Genomic DNA, 20382 nt, shown 5'->3' on the forward strand with positions numbered 1-20382 from the left:
GAAATGAGTTTTAAATTGTGGCAGTGGCTAGGTAAAGTCCTGTGGCCGCAATTGCGAGCCCCCCGGCTCTAGTCAACCAAAGCTGGCGTTTAATTAGCACGGCCATCGTAATGCCGAACGCATGGACTAGTGAGGTTGCTGCAATGAAACCGGCGCCGTAAAATAAAGGCGATGCGGCTTGCGGCATTTCCAATCCGTGCGCGTAGCCATGAACGCTTGCGAATAAACCGGCGATCAGCATACCGGCGGCGATGGGTAAACGCACCGAAAACATTAATATAATACCTAAAAACAATACCGTTGCGGCAATGGCTAATTCCAACAAAGGTAGGACCGGTCCATACGAGGCCAATAATGCCGCCAGGCTCATCGTACCGACAAAAGCGGCCGGCAAGCGCCATAGCGCTTTATGACCCAATTGTACGGCCCAAATGCCAATTGCCAGCATCGCCAGCAAATGATCGACGCCTATGAACGGATGGATGAATCCTTCGGCAAAACCCGCGCCTTCCGCGCCGAAGGTATGGGCTTGAGCCGCATTACCGTAAGCGAAGAACGCGGTGATTCCGATAATTGCATTGATTGACTTTTTATTCATGTCACACCTTTTCGGCTAATTTGAGGATAAAACTTAGTGCTTGTAGTAAAAAAACCAGTTTAACGCTCCAGGGCAATTGATTTTATAACATGCTAGTATCTTGGCGGCAAAAGCAGTTAATAGAGTCGTGATTGTTGAATGGCTTTACGGCTTGCGCATCCTAAAAAACATACCCACCTAAGATTTTTACTAAAGTCATCATGATAACAGAACATTCATTTTCCGATACCTACATTACGCTTGCACATGGTAATGGTGGACGTTTCATGCGCGAATTGATCGAGCATTTATTCGCCAAATATCTCGATAATGCCTGGCTCGATACCCGGGCCGATGCGGCCGCCATGCCTTTCGACGAATCGGATGGTGAGTTGATGATCACGACGGACGGTTTTACGGTCGATCCATTAGAATTTCCCGGCGGTAATATCGGTAGCCTGGCTATCCATGGAACAGTGAACGATTTGGCTGTGGCGGGCGCAACGCCGCGTTACTTGAGTCTCAATGCATTTATCGAAGAAGGCTTGGAGATAGCCGTGCTTGATCGGCTTATTCGAAGTATGGCTGAAGCTTGCCGAGAATGCGGCGTTAACATTGTAGCCGGCGATACTAAAGTATTGCGCCGGGGGCAGGGCGGCGGTGTTTATTTTGCCGTAACCGGTGTCGGTAAACGACCCCATTCGGTCAATCTGGGTATTGATAATATTCAGGCCGGCGATTGCATTTTGCTTAGCGGAACTGCCGGCGATCATGGTTGTGCCGTGTTGTTGGCACGCGAGCAATTCGGCTTGAGCGGATCGTTACAATCCGACGCGGCGAGTGTGTTCCCGGTGACTCGTGCGTTGTTGGGTCTGCCCGGATTACGATTCATGCGCGATCCGACCCGAGGCGGAATTGCGACTGTCGCGCACGAAATTGCTTCGGCTGTCGCCGGCACGGTCAAACTGGTCGAATCGGCAATACCGATTAACGAGCAAGTCAAAACCGTCGCCGAAATCCTAGGTTACGACCCTTATTATTTGGCCTGCGAAGGGCGGGTGGTGGCTGTAGTAAGTCCCGGCGATGCCGAAGAAGCGCTTAAACGAATGCGCGGCGCGGGCTGTAGCGAAGCGGTGGTTATCGGCGAAGTTCAAGCCGGGAGAGCCCAGGTGATTTTGGAGACGGCGTTAGGCGGAGAACGGATATTGGAGGAGCTTGAAGATGACCCATTGCCACGGATTTGTTAAGTCTTCGAACTGTCAAACACACCTTAGGAATATGCACAAAACAACTTATACAAGTAGTAGGCTTTGTGGCGGTTTGATGACTCGCTTGACAGGACGCCGTGAATACGTCCATGAAGGCTTGACGGCGGCTATCCCTGCCGCCGACACCTGTCAATCGAGCCACCAACCCCCCTTCCAACAATTGTCTAAGTTATTTCATGCTCGTTCCTTAGCTTGTTGAATCTTGAGTAAAAAATCAAAAGAGTGGCAGATTACTTGGTTTGCGTTATTTATTCAACGAATGAAAGATGAATCATTTTGGTTATGAGTCGTGGTGATGATAGGATTAACAGATCGTAACGTGAAACGTTTCGATCACTTAATCCCGCAATATACCGGCCAGTCGCGCAAAATTTAAGTATTTTTGCCGTTTTCCAACAAATATCCCAACCCTCTTATAGTTCTGATATTGACTTCGAAAGGCTTTAGACGTTTACGTAAACGGTGTATATAGACTTCTATGGCATTATCACCTAATTCATCTCCGCCAGTCGATAAACGCTGAGCGATTTTATCCTTACTGACTACGTATCCGGCCTGTAGCATAAGCGTTTCGAGCACACCGTATTCGCGCTGAAACAAAATCAATGGATCTCCGTCGACCAGAACTTGGTGCTCAAGGGTGTCGAGGGTTAGTCTACCAACCACAATATCTTTACTAAAACCGCAGTAACTTCGACGAATGAGAGCATGGACGCGTGATTCCAATTCTCGGCAATCGAATGGTTTCACCATGTAATCATCCGCGCCGCGCTTAAGCCCATCGATTCTGTCGTTTAATCCGTCTCGAGCCGTTAAAATCAAGATGGGAACCGTATCCTTGCGCATTCTCAATTTCCATAAGATTTCGCTGCCGTCCATGTCGGGCAATCCTAAATCCAGTATCAACAGGTCAAAGTCTTGCGCGAGCAAAGCGCCTTCCGCATAACTACCGTTCGGTGCACAGGTGACATCATAACCGGATCGGGAGAGGGTATATGCCAATCCATCCGCCAGAACGGCATCGTCTTCTACGAGTAAGATTTTCATGATTTTAATCACGTTGTAAATTAGATTACATTGTTTCCTCGGTTGCTCGCAAACGAGCAAAGGGTGTTTTTTTGCCGTTCTCTCTCTGGTCGTTTCAGAGTTAATCCCCCGGCTTTTCCGGAGAATTAAACATCACCTATCGTTTCTCCTTTAGTTGGTTTTAGAATAGGGCTGTTCCCAGAATCGGCTGACCAATAAAGCCTCCATGATACTCATTTGATCGCCGAAATGCTTAATCGCGAGCACCGGTATTTGAGCTTCGGCAATGACCTGCGAGGTTACTCTACCCAATAGAATAGTTGTCACCTGACTGCAGTCGCGTGGGCTAAGCAATCGGCGGAAGGTTCTGAAAAATCGATCAGAACGACTATTTTGCTAATATCGGAGCCGCCTAATTCTTCTTGAATATGTTTTAATAGTTCTCATAAATTGCTTGCAAAATATCAAGTTAATAAATGCCCGACTTGATTACCCTAAGCAAGTAGGAAGCCATTCGGCAATAGTATTAATTCTTGGTTACCTTGGGCGTTTTGCTTAGCGCCTAATGAAACTTCGGTGATTTTCAGGTGGCTTCTGCGAATGAAAGGAATCGGATTGAAGCTTTTTTGCCGGTTTAACCTAGGGTTGTAACGTTTCGGAATGACGGCTTCATTGATTTGGTTGCCGTCGATAAAGGTTTTGAAAGCGGCTTGATTCAAGCCGGTAAAGAGTTCCGTTTTAATTAGTACCTTGTCAGCTGAATAGCTTTGACGTAAGGCCTTGCAAGCTTTTTTGAATTCTGGATTCTTCAAGGACTGAAGCAATTCGGTCTTTGAATAATACAACAGGTCGATTGGACAATCGGAAAGAAATCGGCAATGCGTCAAAACGAAATACAGCTTGTCGTCTCCGGCGTTAGCTAGGGTATAGTTGACCAAATTCAGCGATTTCACCGAAAAATCGGTCGGAATCAAGATTGTTCTTTTCATATTCAATCCTTTTAAAAATGGGGCAAGCTCATGTTATTGATTAATACTTTCACATGCCTTTCACCAAGCTTTCGCGAAACTTGCTTGAAACTTTCGTGAAACTTACTCGGAGAGAATAAATGTGTTGCGGCTTGCGGAATTTAAGGGATTTAAATCGAATGAACCCGGAGGTAACTATTTTTTCGCGGATTCAACTAACAAGTGCAATTCATTTTGAGTGATAAAAAAGAGGGTGACCAAGTGCTAATGGGCTTTAAATGCAGGGAACTGATCAATTAAATGCGGAGTGCTATCTTGCAAAGGCAAAGGTCTTGAACATAAAAAGAGCAGTTAGCATATTTTATAGACCGTTCGTGCTGAGCTAAGTCGAAAGGAGAACAGAAAAGTCCGAGTTGATTTGTTAAGCTGTTCATGGTTCGACAGGCTCACTACGAATGGCTTAACTTAATGGCAATAAAGTGCGGGGGGCTAGTCAGTTTTTGCGTGAAATCAGAATAAGTCAAACTGCATCGGGTCAGCTCAAAATTGTCATTATTCCAGTGACTATCGCTACGAAAATTATAGAGTTTGTCGACAACGGATCAAGCCGAGCAGGCTTCGATGATTTGTCCGTAGCTGATGCCTGCGTCGTTTCCGGGTAATCGTTCAGTTAGATAAACCTCGAAACCTTCCTGTTTCAAATGTTCTATCGCCAATTCGGTCAACCGCTTATTTTGAAACACGCCTCCGCAAAGACCGATCCGGTCGATTCGGTGTGTTTTTCTGATCCGGACAGCCTGATCTCGGATCGTTTCGGCTAGACTGGCATGAAATTGACCGGCTCGTTCTTGTTTGGATGATTTATCATTCTGTAGCATCGCCAATAATGGTGTCCAATTACTGCGCCAAATACCGTTTTTGTCTTGTTCCAAGGGTAGCAGTGGCCCCGGTCCGCTATCGGCGCTCAAGGTTTCCAGTTCCATCGGTGCTTGACCGTCGTAATCGGCTTTCGATACCAGTCCCAGCAATGCCGATGCGGCATCGAACAATCTGCCGGCTGAACTGCATAAAGGCGCATTAAGCTCGTGTTGCCAAGCTTTTTTCAAGAGTTCGGTAGGGAATGGGCAGTCTTGCCATTCCCAGCCGCATTCCCAAAATAAAGCCGCTGCGCTTCGCCACGGTTCGCGACCGGCTTTGTCGCCGCCGGGTATTCTGAAGGGTTTTAAAGAACCCGCGCGACGCCATTGGCCTGGCCGGCCCAATAACGCTTCACCGCCCCAGATCGTGCCGTCTTCGCCAAAGCCGGTCCCGTCCCAGGTAAAAACCAGCATGGTTTCGGATAGGCCGTATTCGCCGACTAACGCCGAGGCATGGGCATGGTGATGAAATACCTGCGTTACCGGAAATCCCGATTGTTCGGCCCATCGGCTCGAACGGTAATCGGGGTGCGCGTCGCGAATGACTTTTTTGACGCTTATGCCGTAGAGCGTTGCGAGCTCGTCTATGGTTTGTTCGAAGACTTCTTGACTCCGCCTCGATCCGAGGTCGCCGATATGCGGGGATATCACTGCGCGGTTGTCCCAAGCTAGTGCTATGGCATTTTTCATGTGTCCGCCCACTGCAAGCACCGGCTCTTGTAACGTAAACGGGAGTGTCATTTCCAAAGGTGCACAGCCGCGGCCCAGTCTAATCGGTCTCATGCTACCGGCAATTTTTCTGAAGACCGCATCGTCCGCCGGTCTCAGTATCGGTCGGTTATGATGCAAAAAGGCATCGGCTACCCGGCTTAGCCGCCTCTCGATTTCTTCTCCGTTAGTCATGACGGGTTCGCCGCTGATGTTCGCCGATGTCGCAACCAAAGGACCGTCGAAGTCGTTAGTCAAAAGGTGATGCAGCGGACTATAAGGCAGCATGATGCCGATTTCGGTGATGAAGGGTGCGATCGATTCGGCCAGTGGACTTCCGTTCCGTTTTTTGACCAAGACGATCGGACGGAGCGGGTCTTGCAGTAAAGTCAATTCCGCCGGGTCAGGTTCTGCGTATTTCATCACGGCGGTTAAACCGTCTTCGCCGCGCCAAGGCAGGAGAATCGCGAGCGGTTTGCGGGCGCGTTGTTTACGTTCACGCAAGCGCTGGACTACCGATTCCGAGCTTGCATCGCAGATCAAGTGATAACCGCCGACGCCTTTGACCGCAACGATTGCCCCTGCGCGTAAGGCTTCAATGCAGGCGGTCAAAGCCTTTCCGGTATCCGAAATGGTTTTTTCGCCGGAGATGTGAAAAGTCAATGACGGTCCGCAAACCGGACAAGCCAAAGGTTGTGCATGAAATCGCCTATCCAGGCGATTGTCGTATTCTTTTCGGCAATCGGAACACAATTCGAATTCGGCCATCGCGGTATTGACGCGGTCATATGGCAGTTTTTTGATCAGCGTGTAACGGGGTCCGCATTGCGTGCAATTGATGAACGGGTAACGGTAACGGCGTTGTTTCGGGTCATTCAATTCGGCAAGACAGTCGTCGCATAAAAAATAATCCGGTGGTATGTGTATGGCAGATGACGACTCGGCAATGCTATCGAGAATCGAAAATGTATCCAGGTCGTCAGGTTCGGCGGTTTGCCAACTTGTGAGTGTCGGTCTTGCGAGAGGAGGAGCGTTATCGATGAGACGTTCCATGAACCGGTCAATCCGGTTCGGTTCGCCTTGTATCAAAATTTCAACAGTACCGGTCCGGTTGAATACCCAACCGCTTAAGTTTAATTCATGGGCCAAACGGCATACGAAAGGGCGAAAGCCGACGCCTTGCACTTGACCGGTGACAATCAAGCGTCGCGCATCGGTTTTGCAGGAAAAAGGGGTTTGAGTGGATTTCAATACAAGGTGGGTTCGGCAAATTAAGTGCAGGTTGTTTTTTCGTGTTCGGCTGATCGGGTCCTGATTCCCGACGACCACCAAATTCGGCAGGCGCCTTCATCGGAAACCATGCACGGCCCAACCGGCGAGCGAGGCGTGCAGGAAGCGCCATATAATTTGCAATCAACCGGCTTGATGCGTCCCAGCACGACTCTCGCACAGTCGCAGCCCGGCGGCATCGCACCGGCATTTTTTCTTGCATTTTCGGCATGAACAGGAAAACGAAACCGGGCGTTATGCTGTGCATAGTCGGCGCTAAGTTCAAGTCCCGATGCCGGTATGATGCCGATTCCTCGCCAAGGGGCGTCGACGATCGTCAGGGTGCTTTCGATCAATCGGCGGGCGGTCGGATTGCCATGCGGTTTAACGACTTGCTCGTAGCAATTATCCAAAAAAATTCGACCTTCGAGTTTCTGCCGCAAGACCGAATAAATCGCCGCCAATAAACTGTCCGGCGTGAAACCGGCAATCGCGGCCGGGAAGCCGTGGCGGTCCACGACGAATTGCCATTCCTCAGGCCCCATCACGGTTGAAACATGGCCCGGGGCAATCAGCGCATCGAACGACGGCGTTTCGTAGTCGAGTAGCATCGCAACCGCCGGCCAAGTCAGGCGGCCGCTCATCAGTAGCAACAAGTTATCGGGAATGCCTTCTGCGAGCATGCCGGCGACCGGGGCGCAGGTCGTTTCGAAACCGGCGACGAAAAACACGACGGTTTTACCAGGTTCGGATTTCGCGATTTGAACCGCTTCGGAAGGCGAGGCGATCGGGCGAATGTCGGCGCCGGCGGCTTTGGCTTGTTCGAGAGAACGTACCGACTTGCTCGAAACATTGACCGGCACGCGCAACATATCGCCGAACGCCACGACTATGCTATCGGGTTCGTTCAGGCCGATTTGTATCGCTTGATAAATATCTTCTTCCGGACAAACGCAAACCGGGCAGCCGGGGCCCGGAATCAGATCGATCATGTCGGGCAAGGCGCTTCTGAGTCCCGCCATCGAAATCGAACGCTCATGACCGCCGCAGACGTTCATGATGCGCACCGGCGAGGTCAAAGGCAGTGCGCGGATTTTATCGAGCCATTGTCGTGCGTCGAGTGCCATCGAAAGACCTCAGGCTAGTGCGCCGGCTTTAACAACCGGACGAAAGCGGACTTGCGCCGGATCGGTATGCAGTAATTGGCCGTCTCGCTGGACATTCGGGCGTGTCGTTTGTTCTTGTGCCAGTTTGTTTCGATGCGCTTGGAGTTGTTCGTGCAGCCAATCGATCCAGGCATCCAACCCGGAATCGTTATTCTGCCGAGAAGATAGGTTAAACACCGGCGCTTTACTGGCTAAATTACGTAGTGCTTGTTCGGCCCTTTCCGGTGAAAAATCGTCGAGAAACGGCAATAAGTCGGTCTTAGTGATCAGCATCAAATCCGCCGCTCGGAACATGACAGGATACTTGGCCGGTTTGTCGTCGCCTTCGGTCGTCGAGAGCAGGGTGACGTTCAGATGATGTCCTAAATCGAAACTGGCCGGACAAACGAGGTTGCCGACATTTTCTATGAACAAGATATCGATAGACGACAAGTCGATATGATGTAGTGCATCGTGAATCAGATGTGCATCGAGATGACACGCAGTCCCTGTCGTGATTTGATGCGCAGGTACGCCATGCGCGCGAATTCTGGCGGCGTCGTTTTCGGTTTCGAGATCGCCTTCGATTACGGCCAGGCCTAAAGAACCGTTCAGTCGCTTGATCGTCGCTTCGAGCAAGGCGGTTTTGCCCGATCCGGGTGAGGACATCAGGTTGATCGCTAAGACCTTTCGGGCATCGAAATGACTCCGGTTATGTTCGGCTTGGTTGTCGTTTTTGGCGAGTAAATTTTTCAGCACCGTGACCGTCGTGGTACCGTTAGCCGGTTTTTCCGCTAAAACGAACGGACGATTACCGGGCGTGATATTACAACCGCAGGTATTGCACATAGGGATAGCCTCTGTAACTTCTAAAAAGTGCATGGCTATGTTATATGAGCACCATGAATGGCACAAGCCGATAATAGCACTTCGGAGTTTTGAGGGTATTCAAAATTCGGCAATCCTGAGTAAGGTTGGAAGGTTGAATCTCAGAGTGGAATTCCCATAAACTCGTCTATTTGAAATATAAGGAGTCAACAACATGCGTTATTTACACACGATGGTCCGGGTTCGCGAATTGGACGAAGCATTGGATTTTTATTGCAATAAGCTCGGATTGACTGAAACCAAAAGGATGGAGAGCGAGCAGGGACGATTTACGTTGGTTTATTTGGCGGCGCCGAAAGATAAGGAGCAAGCCGAGATCCAAGAAGCGCCTTTGCTGGAATTGACCTACAATTGGGACCCTGAGGAGTACACCGGCGGCCGCAACTTCGGTCATTTGGCTTTCGAGGTCGACGACATTTATGAAACATGTCGAAAATTGATGGATGCGGGCGTTACGATCAACCGTCCGCCTCGGGATGGCCATATGGCCTTTATTCGTTCGCCGGATGAAATTTCGATCGAATTACTGCAAAAAAGCGAACCGCTGGAGCCGAAGGAGCCTTGGGCTTCGATGCAAAACACCGGAGCGTGGTGATCAAGTCCGCCGGATTTGGAAATTTAGGCATTCGATTCCCGCGTCGAGCACGGGAATCGAATGAAAGCCGAATTAGCTGTTAACTTGGGCAATCCAGTCTTCCAAGTTGTAATAATTGGAAATGCGAGCGACTTTGTTATCGCGGATTTCGAAGAAGGCGCCCGCAGGCAGTCTGTAAGTTTGTCCGGCAGCTTCCGGCAAGCCTTCGTCCGTTTGTAAGTATTCGCCCAAGACAACGAACTCCGCGGCGGCGCGTTTGCCGTCCGGGGTAGCCATGATGACCATGTCGACTAATTCTTCCTTGTAATTATTGTTCATGCAAGCCATGAACTGCGTAAAGGCTTCTTTGCCGATTTGGCGCTCGCCTTGATTAATATCGTGAATGACGTCATCGGTCAGCAAGTTTAAAAAGGTATCCATGTCGCCGGCATTGAAAGCAGCGTAGTATTGTTGTACTAGGTTAATGGTATCTTGATTCATAATGCCCTCTAGGGATTGAAAGGTAAATTTAAAAAACCGGCTATTCTATAGTTGTATTGGATTTTACGCCATAGAATGCATGGCATTCCAGCAATTCCCAATTTGGGGATCCAACAGGGTGCGGGGTATGCTTGGCGAGGATGTCGGCGGCAGGGCAGATTTTTGCTCCTCGGCAATTGCTCCTGCATTGCCCTAATACACGCCATCCATGGCGTAATGCAAAATCTGCATTCACGCCATCCCTGGCGTTCGAGCCGTCGTCAGGCCCCCATGACTGGGTTCACGGCCTTCCTCGACAGGGATACCCCGCACCCTGAACACGGAGAAATTTCTCAAACTGGGAATTGCTGATGGCATTCAGTTTCGATCGGGTCGAACATCGTTTGTAACAGGCGCGTCTAATTGACGCAGATGCTTGCATTACAGCGGTCCCTTGTTTAGTCTTCCCCGGGACATTACTAGAACGGACTTGACGTATGAATCATCCTGAATTTCCATTGGCCGAGGAATTAATTTATTTAAACCATGCTGCTGTTGCTCCCTGGCCATTACGAGCATGCAATGCCGTAAAAGAATTTGCCGAACAAAATACGCAGTTCGGCGCTTACTATTATCTCGATTGGCTCAAAAAAGAAAACGAGCTTCGCGGTCAATTTCAAGCTTTGTTGAATGCGCCTTCGTCTGACGATATCGCGTTGGTTAAAAATACGTCGGAAGCGCTTTCGTTTGTCGCTTACGGCTTGGATTGGAACGACGGCGACAATATCGTCTCGACAAACGAGGAATTTCCTTCCAATCGAATACCCTGGCAATCCTTGATAGGACGTGGCGTTGAATTTCGCCAGGCAGACTTGAATGGCACTTCCGCTCCGGAAGAGGCACTATTTGCATTAGTCGATAACAATACACGCTTATTGACCGTGAGTTCGATAGAATTTGCTTCCGGTTTGCGTCTGGATTTGGAGAAAATAGGTCGGTTTTGTAAAGCCAACGGCATCCTTTTTTGTATCGATGCGATTCAAAGTTTAGGCGCTGTTGAATTCGATGTGCAAGCTTATCAAGCCGATTTTGTGATGGCCGACGGTCATAAATGGATGTGCGGTCCCGAAGGCTTGGGGGTTTTTTATACACATCCGACCGCCCGAGCGCAATTGCAATTAACTCAGTTCGGCTGGCACATGGTTAAACACATCCACAACTATGAAAACAAGCCCTGGGAAATACATCCCGGCGCGAAGCGTTTTGAGTGCGGTAGTCCTAACATGCTGGGAATTCATGCCTTATCGGCCAGTTTGTCATTACTACTGGAAACCGGTATGGATCATGTTGAAGCAGCGGTTATCGGCAATGCCGATCGGCTTGCCGAAGGCATTATGCAAAATGAACACTTGGAATTGATTAGCCACCGAACTCGTAAATTAAAATCCGGCATTGTTGTATTTAGACATAAAACACTGTCGAATAAACTGTTGTTCGAGCAATTGCAAGCCTGCGGTATCGTTTGCGCATTGAGAGGCCAAGGAGTCCGCTTTTCACCGCACTTTTATCATTCGGTGAAAGACATCGAGCGTGTATTGGATAGCTTATCTGGATTGTAAGGGGACTTTTATTTAGACCTATTACGCTTCAATTTGATCGGCAAAGGGTGTTTAGGAATTTCACTTGCTTGAAATACCTCCGCACGTCAAAATCGGCTACTTTTCTATACCAAGAGGTTTCTTCAAAATGTCTATCGATATTCTATGAGCCGGAATAATAGGATTTTATTTGCCGGAGATCCCCATGGAGATTTTAAATCCTTGATTGATTCGGCGATTGCAAACAGACCTGATGCAGTAGTTTTATTAGGCGATTGCGACCTTGAACGGCCTTTGGAGCACTATCTACAAAAGATAATCGCTTTGACACGAATTTGGTGGATTCCAGGCAACCACGATTTCGACTTTCCACGCCGTTATCATTATCTTTTCAACTCCGAATTGGCCGAATACGGCCTTCATTTGAAAGTCCATGAAATCGCAGGACTTCGAATAGCCGGTTTAGGCGGAATATTCCTTGGACGCATCTGGTATCCGCCACAAAAGCCCCGATGGAAAAACAAAGCGCATTATCTCGCTAGCCAGTCCGGGCATATTAAAAAAAATGGATTATCGCTTAAATTAAAATCAGCGATTTGGCATGACGAAGTGGAATCATTGAAACGCCTTAAAGCCGATATCTTGGTGACGCATGAAGCGCCAGGTTGCCATGAATACGGTTTTAGTGCAATCGATGATATTGCCAAGGCCATGGGGGTTAAAAAAATTTTTCATGGGCATCAGCATGACAGTTATTACGCAAAGCTACCTTATGATATTGAAGTCTTCGGGGTTGCCGACCGGAGTGTTGTCGATCTTTCCGGTAACGTCTATCCCGTAAAGATCGACTAAGCAATGAATGTCATGAGAACTATTTTGATAGTGATTGAGCAAATATTTGCCGAAAACGCGATGCAGAAATCATTACAAAAATGCCGAAATTGATGATAAGTAATTATTGGGAAGAGTTATTGTTATTTATCCGCGTTATTTAAAATAAGAGCAGCAATAATCGGTAGGGCTTTTGATGTTAATTTGAAATTGCGCATTCGCAGGAATGTCGAACGAGTCGCCCCCCTTAATTTTTTGCCATTGTTCGGAGCCTGGCAATAATACCTCCAGTTCTCCGTCGATTATTTCCATCAATTCTTTATCGGCGGTGTTGAAAGTGTATTCTCCCGGCAACATAAAGCCTAAAGTTTTGATGCTACCGTCGGCAAATTTAATAGTACGACTCGTAACATTACCGTTATGATAGACGTTAGCCTTTTTGACGACAGAAACATTATGGAATTCCGACATGGCGATCCTTTATTATGCACAGTAAAAAAGGATGCAATTTTAGCAGACTTTTTGGGCTGCTCGAAATTAAAAAGTAGGTTTGCTTGCGGAGAGCGGGAGCTCAGGAGAGATTTACGCGAGATGGGGTTTGGCTGCAAGAACCATATTAGAATCTTGCGGTTTTGGTCAATCTTGGGCAACCTGCAGTCGCCCAAGCGCCGGTTTAACTTAAATTAATATTCGGCTTTAACTTCTTGGTAGCCTTTAATTGCTTCGATTAAAGAAGCCTCGGCTTGAGCCTTGTCGCCTTTTCTGATGGCTCTACGCGCTTTTTTCAAATGAGCCGCAGATCGGGTTCTTTTGACATCCAATCTGCCGACTTCAATGCGTTTAGAGTCTTGACGCGCTCCTTTAATCAGATCCAATACAGTTTCGTCAGCTTCGCCGTTTTTCAGTGCAGCCAAAGCATCCTCTGACTTTTGCGCGGCACCTGCAATAGATGCGGCGACTTCTTCCGGTGTTGCGTTTTCAATCTTTCCTGCGGCCATGACTTGAGTAAAGCTTCCTATGGAAAAAGTGACGGCGAGAGCGATGACGATCTGTTTTAAAAATTTCATGTTCTAGTTTACCTTTTGTGAGTTAATAATTTTGGCTATTGCTAAAACCTCGGGATTACGAACGCGGGTAAGACGCGTGTTCCGCAAACCTGATGCGCATATAGAGCGTCTTGTCTAACTTTAGCCAATGTAGGGCCTTGCCATGAGCAAGCCTCATGCTATGACCTTACAAAATCCATAGTAACATACTCAGAAATATTTACTTAGTAATTCTTACAATGGATGCCAAAATCATGCTTTGATCCATAAATTAATCAAAGTAAACTTGGCCAAATCTCTAAATGATCAAGTTTAACGTTATAATGTTAATTTTTATCGCCTAAAGCGAATGTCCATACACGCACAATTCAAACAACTTGCCCATCGATTACCGGAATGTCTGAATCAAGACCGCCATCGCCTTAAACGCCAACTCGACCGTTTGCGCCAAGACGCCAAAAATGGCAAGGTCCCGTCCGACAAACTCACTGACTTGAGCGGCCGCATCGAACAATCGGCAGCATTGTTTTCGAAACGGCGCGCGTCGATTCCCGCCATCTCATTTCCCGATTTGCCGGTCAGCGGCAAAAAAGACGAAATCGCGCAGTTGATTCTGGACAATCAGGTCGTTATCGTCTGCGGCGAGACCGGTTCCGGCAAGACCACGCAGTTGCCGAAAATCTGTTTGGCTATCGGCCGAGGTTCTGCCGGCTTTATCGGTCACACGCAACCGCGCCGCATCGCCGCGCGCACGGTTGCGGACCGCATTGCCGAGGAGTTGGGCGAGCCGGTCGGCAAATCGGTCGGTTATAAAGTTCGCTTTCACGATCAAACGCGCAAGGAATCGCTGGTCAAATTGATGACCGACGGTATTTTGCTGGCCGAAACGCAAAACGATCCGTATCTGAATCGGTACGATACGATCATCATTGACGAGGCACACGAGCGCAGCCTGAATATCGATTTTCTACTCGGCTACATGAAATGGCTGCTGCCGAAGCGTCCCGATCTGAAATTGATCGTCACGTCGGCGACGATCGACCCGGAGCGTTTTTCGAAACATTTCGCCGATGCGCCGATCATTGAGGTATCGGGCCGCACCTATCCGGTTGAAATTCGCTACAGGCCAATAGACCAGATCGAGGAAGATGACGAAACGACGGCCGATCTGCAACAAGCGATTCTCGATGCCGTCGACGAACTGTCGCGCGACATGCGCGGTGATATTTTGATATTTTTGAGCGGCGAGCGGGAAATACGCGAAACGACCGAATCGCTGCGCAAGCATCATCCGACCGGATACGAAATTCTGCCGCTGTATTCGAAATTGAGCGTCGCCGAACAGGAGCGGGTGTTCAAGCCGAAAGGCGGACAGCGCATCGTGCTCGCGACCAATGTAGCCGAAACATCGTTGACGGTGCCGGGCATTCGTTGCGTGATCGATACCGGGCACGCGCGTATTAGCCGTTATAGTCATCGCAGCAAGATTCAACGCCTGCCGATCGAGCGCATCTCTCAGGCCAGCGCGAATCAAAGAGCAGGGCGCTGCGGCCGCGTCGCCGAAGGTATCTGTATTCGCCTGTATTCGGAAGAAGATTTTCAAGCACGCCCGGTGTTTACCGAACCGGAAATTCTGCGCACCAATCTGTCGTCGGTGATTCTGCAGATGATTGCGCTGAACCTCGGCGATATCGAGGATTTTCCGTTCATCGAGCCGCCCGAGGACAAAATGATCCGCGACGGCAAAACGATGCTGCATGAAGTCAATGCGCTCGATAAACAGGGTAATTTGACCGAAACCGGTAAGCAACTGGCCAAGTTGCCGACCGATCCTAAATTGGCCAGGATGCTGTTGGCAGCTGCCGAGTATCAATGCCTCCATGAAGTATCGATTATTGTCGCGGCCTTGAGTATCCAAGATCCCCGTGAAAAACCGGCCGACAAGATGCAGCAAGCCGATGCGAAACATGCCGTTTTCCGTCATGAAGAATCAGACTTTCTGACCTTGCTGAATCTATGGAATCATTTCGAGGAGCAGAAAAAGCATCTGTCGAACAACAAGCTTCGCAAATATTGCAAGGATCAGTTTATATCCTATGTCCGCATGAAGGAATGGTTCGACATTCATGCGCAGATCATGCAGGTGATCAAAGGCGAGTTGAAGCTGAAGCCGAACATGATTGAGGCCGGTTACGGCGAAATTCACCGTGCATTGCTACCGGGCCTGTTGTCGAATATCGGCTTCCGGCACGAACAATACGAATATCTCGGCGCGCGCGGACTCAAGTTTTTCATCTTTCCGGGTTCGGGACTGCACAAGGCGCGTCCGAAATGGATCATGGCCGCCGAGCAGGTCGAAACCAGCAAGGTTTATGCACGCACGGTCGCACGCATAGAACCGGAATGGATCGAGGCCTGTTCCGGACATCTGGTCAAGCGTAATTATTATGATCCGCATTGGGAGAAAAAAGCCGGTCGTAGCGGCATCTACGAACGCACGCTACTGTACGGTTTGACTTTGCAGGCGAAGCGCAAGATTCCATACGAACACGTCGATCCGAAGGCGGCGCGCGATTATTTCATTCGTTTCGGTCTTGTCAATCAGGATTATCAAACCAATGCGCCGTTCTTCAAGGCCAATCAGCAATTACTCGAAGAAGTCGGCTACATTCAGCACAAGGGCCGGCGCGTCGATTTGATCGAGGACGAGGAATGGCTGTATCAATTTTATGATAAAAAAATTCCCGAATCGGTCGTCAACGGTATTACGTTCGATCAGTGGCGTAAAAGCGTCGAGCGCGACAATCCGAAATTTTTGTTCCTAACCAAGGAGGATTTGACGCGGGAACAGGATAATTTCATCAACGAATGGGATTTTCCGGACAGCAAGAAAGTCGGGCGCCTAACCTTCGCTTTGCAATATCGCTTCGAACCGGGTCACGACGAAGACGGAGTGACGGCAGTCATTCCGGTACATCAACTCAATCAAGTGAACGCGCAACCTTTCGATTGGTTGGTGCCGGGCATGATCGAGGAAAAAATAATCGCGTTAATCAAGTCGTTGCCGAAACAGCTACGCAAGCATTTCGTGCCGGTGCCGCAAACGGCCAAGCAGTGTCTCGAAATCGAGCCTGATTTTAAAGGTTCATTATATGAATGGCTCGGTATGCGCCTGCGCAAATTGACCGGAGAGGCGATTCCGTTGACCGAGTGGCATCCGGAAACCCTGCAAGAGCACTTGACGATGAATTTCCGCATCGTCGACGAGCACGGCAAGTTGCTCGACTACGGCCGTGATCTAAAAAAACTGCAGGACAAATATGCGGTCGAGGCCGGCGACAGTTTCGACAAGAAGGCCGCCGATGAATTGAATTTCACAGGCTGCATTCAATGGGCCTTCGATGATTTGCCGGAAACCTATGAATTCATACACGAAGGTCAGTCGTTCATCGGCTTCCCTGCGATCGTCGACGAAGGCGATTCGGTCGGCGTCAAGATTTTCGATACGCGTGAAAAAGCCGACCGATTGCACAGAGCCGGATTGACCCGGTTGTTCCAATTGCAGTTAAAGAAGGAAAAGACCTATCTGACAAAAAATATGCCACATAAGCCGGCTGCGGAGCTCTTTATCAATCAATTGCTAAAACATCCGTTGTTGAAGGATTATCAAGGTGTTTCATACAAGGAAGACTTGCTCTATACGGTGTTTTCGGAATTGTTTGTCGGTGACCGTTCGATCAGGTCGCAGTCGGCTTTCGAACAGAGCATTCGAGAGCACAAAGGCGAACTGGTTTCGTTTTCGAACGAAGCGGGCAGAATCGCGCTGGACATCGTCGAGATTATTGTTGCGATCAAAAACCGGCTATCTCGTTTGCAGCAAGACAACGCCTCGGTCATCGATATTAACGAACAGTTGAACCTGATGATTTATTCGGGATTTATTCGCAATACGCCGCTGACGCAACTCAAGCAAATACCGCGCTATTTGAAGGCGATCGATTACCGTCTCGATAAAATCGTCAGCGATGCACCCAAAATCCCGCTAGTGCAGCGTTATTGCACGCGCTACTGGAAAGATGTCGCGAACCGGGCTAAGAAAACCGTCGTGCTGCCGGAACAAGAAGCGTTCCGCTGGATGCTCGAAGAATTTCGCGTGTCGGTGTTCGCGCAGCAATTAAAAACGCCATATCCTATTTCGGAAAAGCGCATCGAAAAAGCCTGGGATCAGCGGCAATAGTTCGGAGTCGCTACGAGTTATGCACAACATAAATCAACGACTTATCCAGCTTGTTTCCATAAGCCATTGAAACATCAAGTTTCAATGTAAGTCTTTGATTTTTGGTTTAATAAGCTGCCTGTATCGATTTTGGACAATTTAACTGAAGCCTAATAAATCCGGTACTTTAGCGATTAAAAAAACAATCAATCCACAGAGTTATCCACAGCTTTTGTGGGTAACTTTTTAAGGAAAAATTGAGGTCGGAAAGGACAGAAAACCTCCCCGAAAAATTTCGGGGAGTGGGGCTGGAGATTACTTGAAAGTACCGCCGTAAGTTGTGGTTTGATCGAATTCCGACCAAACATATTTGGGTTCTACCATGCTTTTGGTCGGAATCGGACTGGTTATCACGTCAAAGACTCCGGATGCGGTTCTTCCCAATGTATGCAATGTACCGTTGATCAAACCTCCGGTTGAACCGACGACCGGATTGGTTTTTTTACTGGCATCGACGATATTTTTAGGTACTTCGCCGATACCGGTAAAAATGTTTGCAAACCCGGTTAAAAACTTATCGCCAACTTGTGAAAAATAGCTTTCCTCCGCATGACTGCTTGGAGCATAAGCACCGAATGTCAACACTAAAGCCATTGCGATGGGTTTGAATTTATACATTGATTCTCTCCGTTGTAGTAATAAATAGTATCGTATCGCTATTAAATTATAGAGGAATCGATATGACCGGTCAAAGGCTATGCATATAAAACTTAAGTGACGCTTAACTCGTGTTCTAGGATTTCAGACTGGTTTAACGAGGTATAGACGAGGCGTATTATTTTGATTTTCCTGACTGTTGATGCATGACCTATCGTAGCGAGAACCCTCCAAATCGGCGCACCATTTGTCGACTTCATCGGCTTCTTGATCGCCGCCGGGATGGCCCGGATAGGCAAGTATCGTCAATAGACCATCCGGTGCAAGTATTCGAAGAGCCTGATTCAGTGCGGCAATCGTCGTATCGGTTCGAGTGATCAGCAATTTGTCGCCGCCTGGAAGATATCCCAGATTGAACATGACCGCTTTGATGCGACCGTGAAATTGTGCGGGAATCATATTTGTCATTTCCGCATGACTCACCCTGAACAGATCAACCCGAGTGTCGACTTTTCCCTGTTCGAGTCTGCGCCGCGTTTGATCGATCGCGCTTTGCTGAATATCGAACCCGAACACGATGCCGTCGGGGCCGACATGCCGAGCCAGAAACAGTGTATCGTGCCCGTTGCCGACCGTGGCATCGATCGCGTAATCGCCGGCTTGCAATAGAGTCTGTACAGCTTTATGTGCTTCGTGAACCAAGGAAATGCGTTTCATAATATCGCCGAATGTTGCAGTGTTTATCCAAGCCTGAGCCGTTCAGCAAGGCATCGGCCAAATGACGGCTGTACCACGGAATTTGCAGGCTGCCCTTGGCGCCGAAACCATTGAATACCCAAAGTTTGGGATTTGCGGGATGCCTGCCTAGAAAAGGCATTCGGTCCGGCGTGCAGGGGCGGATGTTGGCTTGTTGATCGACGACGCGTGTTTTGGACTCGAAACGTGAATCTATCTTGGCAAGCGATTGAATTAATTGATGCTTGGCCTGCTCTGTAATGGCTGTATCAGTGCAATACCTGTCGAATGTCGCACCGGTCCGGCAACGATTTTTCCCTATGGGAATCAGCCAGTTTCCGAAATTGATGATCTGTTCCGGTAAGGCAAAGTCGCTTTCGATGGTCAGTATCTCGCCTTTGACCGCTTGCAATGGTAGCCAGGAAAACCACGGGTTATAGGTTAAACGGTATCCTTCGCAAAAAACGATTTGTTTCGGCTTGAGTCCCAGCCGGTAGAAAGACTCAACCACTTGTGTGCCGCGAAAATCGAACGTGACTTTTCGATAGCTGTCGAGGCCGATAAAGAAGCCCCGCAAAGCATCGAGCAGCGGACGGGTATTTAGATAGCCGGTTTGTTTTTGCTCCAATAACCGACGGCAGTCTTGAAACGGATAAGCGAATGACTCTCGTGGATGTATTTTCGATAGGTAGGCGTCATATTCCGGGGAGTTCAAGCGTTTTTGACATTGCGCGACTTCGGCCTCGTTGCGCAGCAGGCGAAACATCGTTTTTTCTACGAAGAAAGTCCAGTCGAAAATTTTCGACAGGCGGCTGTAGAGCGCTTTCGCTTCCGGCAAACAATCGTCAACCCGATCGGATTTGGTAAGGCGTATGCCGGTAACTGGATTAATAAGGCCGGCCGCAACTTGCGAAGCATTTTCGCGGCAGTCGTCGACGACAATAACCCGTGCGTCGCGTTGTATCAATTCAAAGGCAAGCAGGCTCCCGGCTAGTCCTTGTCCTACGATCAGAAAATCGATATCCATTTTGTATTTTTAGCCGCGACGTAGGCATCGCACCGAAAGGGCTATTTGAGCGTGAGCGGCATACTCTTGAATTGTATGCCTTGCCAGCCGTAGCGCATGAAATTACGAATATTTTGATGACCGGTTCCGTTCGGGTCGTTCAACACGTCCAAGCGGTAATAATCGCCGAATAGATTGAGGGTTTGCTGCGCGTCGAGTCCGTTCATTTTTGCGAATGCGAAAATTTTGCAGGACCCTTCGTTTGTACCGGCTTTATTGATCAATTCATTATCATCAAGGCCGTTGCTAAATTCGGCTGCTTGATATTCGTAGTGTTCGGCAATCACGGCCATCGTTTCATCGAAACCGACCGGTTTATTGGATTTTAATTTGTCGAGAAATTCAATCAAAGTCATTGTTATCGATTGTTATGTTAACCCAGTATTAATATTTTCTGGATATAAGTTTTTGAA

At 48.7% G+C, this 20382-nt stretch carries 19 protein-coding genes; 5 read left to right on the plus strand and 14 right to left on the minus strand.

The features are described 5' to 3' along the window. Positions 1–10 precede the first annotated feature (10 nt). A complete protein-coding gene (locus ACINK7_RS10320; protein WP_404361267.1) occupies positions 11–598 on the minus strand; it encodes a HupE/UreJ family protein in 588 nt (195 codons plus the stop codon). Positions 599–798: 200 nt separating this feature from the next. Here ACINK7_RS10320 and hypE point away from each other — a divergent pair, with 200 nt between their 5' ends. Next, the gene (hypE, locus tag ACINK7_RS10325; protein ID WP_404361268.1) at positions 799–1824 is read left to right on the plus strand and encodes a hydrogenase expression/formation protein HypE; all 1026 of its coding nucleotides are present in this window, start codon (positions 799–801) and stop codon (positions 1822–1824) included. Between the two features lie 393 nt (positions 1825–2217). On the opposite strand, the gene ACINK7_RS10330 is transcribed toward hypE, so the two are convergent. The 6 genes from ACINK7_RS10330 to hypB all read right to left on the minus strand — a co-directional run bounded on the left by ACINK7_RS10330 (position 2218) and on the right by hypB (position 8727). Further along, complete coding sequence (locus ACINK7_RS10330; RefSeq protein ID WP_404361269.1) at positions 2218–2892, minus strand: response regulator; 675 nt, start codon at positions 2890–2892, stop codon at positions 2218–2220. A 150-nt stretch (positions 2893–3042) separates the two neighbouring features. Next, entirely contained in the window at positions 3043–3183 is a 141-nt protein-coding gene (locus tag ACINK7_RS10335) for a hypothetical protein (protein WP_404361270.1), read from the minus strand. A gap of 182 nt (positions 3184–3365) precedes the next feature. Next, the gene (locus ACINK7_RS10340) at positions 3366–3860 is read right to left on the minus strand and encodes a hypothetical protein (protein WP_404361271.1); all 495 of its coding nucleotides are present in this window, start codon (positions 3858–3860) and stop codon (positions 3366–3368) included. A gap of 581 nt (positions 3861–4441) precedes the next feature. Continuing rightward, positions 4442–6715: a carbamoyltransferase HypF gene (gene hypF / locus ACINK7_RS10345; RefSeq protein ID WP_404361272.1), complete on the minus strand. Its 2274-nt coding sequence runs from the start codon at positions 6713–6715 to the stop codon at positions 4442–4444. Between the two features lie 20 nt (positions 6716–6735). After that, positions 6736–7860 (minus strand): hydrogenase formation protein HypD, encoded by a 1125-nt coding sequence (gene hypD, locus ACINK7_RS10350; RefSeq protein WP_404361273.1) that lies wholly within the window; start codon positions 7858–7860, stop codon positions 6736–6738. A 9-nt stretch (positions 7861–7869) separates the two neighbouring features. Continuing rightward, on the minus strand, positions 7870–8727 hold the full coding sequence (gene hypB, locus ACINK7_RS10355) for a hydrogenase nickel incorporation protein HypB (RefSeq protein WP_404361274.1): 858 nt from the start codon (positions 8725–8727) through the stop codon (positions 7870–7872). 193 nt (positions 8728–8920) lie between these two features. On the opposite strand from hypB, the gene ACINK7_RS10360 reads away from it, so the two are divergent. Continuing rightward, positions 8921–9361, plus strand: coding sequence for a VOC family protein (locus ACINK7_RS10360; RefSeq protein ID WP_404361275.1), 441 nt, complete (start codon positions 8921–8923; stop codon positions 9359–9361). Between the two features lie 72 nt (positions 9362–9433). Here ACINK7_RS10360 and ACINK7_RS10365 read toward each other — a convergent pair whose 3' ends face one another. Beyond that, positions 9434–9841, minus strand: a complete 408-nt coding sequence (locus tag ACINK7_RS10365; protein WP_404361276.1) for a ketosteroid isomerase-related protein — start codon at positions 9839–9841, stop codon at positions 9434–9436. 476 nt (positions 9842–10317) lie between these two features. On the opposite strand from ACINK7_RS10365, the gene ACINK7_RS10370 reads away from it, so the two are divergent. Together ACINK7_RS10370 and ACINK7_RS10375 are read left to right on the plus strand one after the other, a co-directional pair. Further along, positions 10318–11439: an aminotransferase class V-fold PLP-dependent enzyme gene (locus ACINK7_RS10370; RefSeq protein WP_404361277.1), complete on the plus strand. Its 1122-nt coding sequence runs from the start codon at positions 10318–10320 to the stop codon at positions 11437–11439. Positions 11440–11583: 144 nt separating this feature from the next. Next, positions 11584–12270 (plus strand): metallophosphoesterase, encoded by a 687-nt coding sequence (locus ACINK7_RS10375; RefSeq protein ID WP_404361278.1) that lies wholly within the window; start codon positions 11584–11586, stop codon positions 12268–12270. 135 nt (positions 12271–12405) lie between these two features. Here the strand turns inward: ACINK7_RS10375 and ACINK7_RS10380 are convergent, their stop codons facing one another. Further along, the gene (locus ACINK7_RS10380; protein ID WP_404361279.1) at positions 12406–12720 is read right to left on the minus strand and encodes a pyrimidine/purine nucleoside phosphorylase; all 315 of its coding nucleotides are present in this window, start codon (positions 12718–12720) and stop codon (positions 12406–12408) included. Positions 12721–12932: 212 nt separating this feature from the next. Then, positions 12933–13316: a hypothetical protein gene (locus tag ACINK7_RS10385; protein ID WP_404361280.1), complete on the minus strand. Its 384-nt coding sequence runs from the start codon at positions 13314–13316 to the stop codon at positions 12933–12935. A gap of 328 nt (positions 13317–13644) precedes the next feature. On the opposite strand from ACINK7_RS10385, the gene hrpA reads away from it, so the two are divergent. Further along, positions 13645–17532: an ATP-dependent RNA helicase HrpA gene (gene hrpA / locus ACINK7_RS10390; protein ID WP_404361281.1), complete on the plus strand. Its 3888-nt coding sequence runs from the start codon at positions 13645–13647 to the stop codon at positions 17530–17532. Between the two features lie 294 nt (positions 17533–17826). On the opposite strand, the gene ACINK7_RS10395 is transcribed toward hrpA, so the two are convergent. The 4 genes from ACINK7_RS10395 to ACINK7_RS10410 form a co-directional block, all read right to left on the minus strand. Further along, positions 17827–18189, minus strand: a complete 363-nt coding sequence (locus ACINK7_RS10395; protein ID WP_404361282.1) for an exosortase system-associated protein, TIGR04073 family — start codon at positions 18187–18189, stop codon at positions 17827–17829. Between the two features lie 123 nt (positions 18190–18312). Then, positions 18313–18885, minus strand: coding sequence for a class I SAM-dependent methyltransferase (locus tag ACINK7_RS10400; RefSeq protein ID WP_404361283.1), 573 nt, complete (start codon positions 18883–18885; stop codon positions 18313–18315). Next, on the minus strand, positions 18851–19930 hold the full coding sequence (locus tag ACINK7_RS10405) for an NAD(P)/FAD-dependent oxidoreductase (RefSeq protein WP_404361284.1): 1080 nt from the start codon (positions 19928–19930) through the stop codon (positions 18851–18853). The genes ACINK7_RS10400 and ACINK7_RS10405 overlap by 35 nt, the downstream gene beginning before the upstream one ends. A 41-nt stretch (positions 19931–19971) precedes the next feature. Then, positions 19972–20325 (minus strand): HopJ type III effector protein, encoded by a 354-nt coding sequence (locus ACINK7_RS10410; protein WP_404361285.1) that lies wholly within the window; start codon positions 20323–20325, stop codon positions 19972–19974. Between the last annotated feature and the right edge of the window lie 57 nt (positions 20326–20382).

The sequence above is a fragment of the Methylotuvimicrobium sp. KM1 genome, from assembly GCF_044788715.1.
Lineage (GTDB): Bacteria > Pseudomonadota > Gammaproteobacteria > Methylococcales > Methylomonadaceae > Methylotuvimicrobium.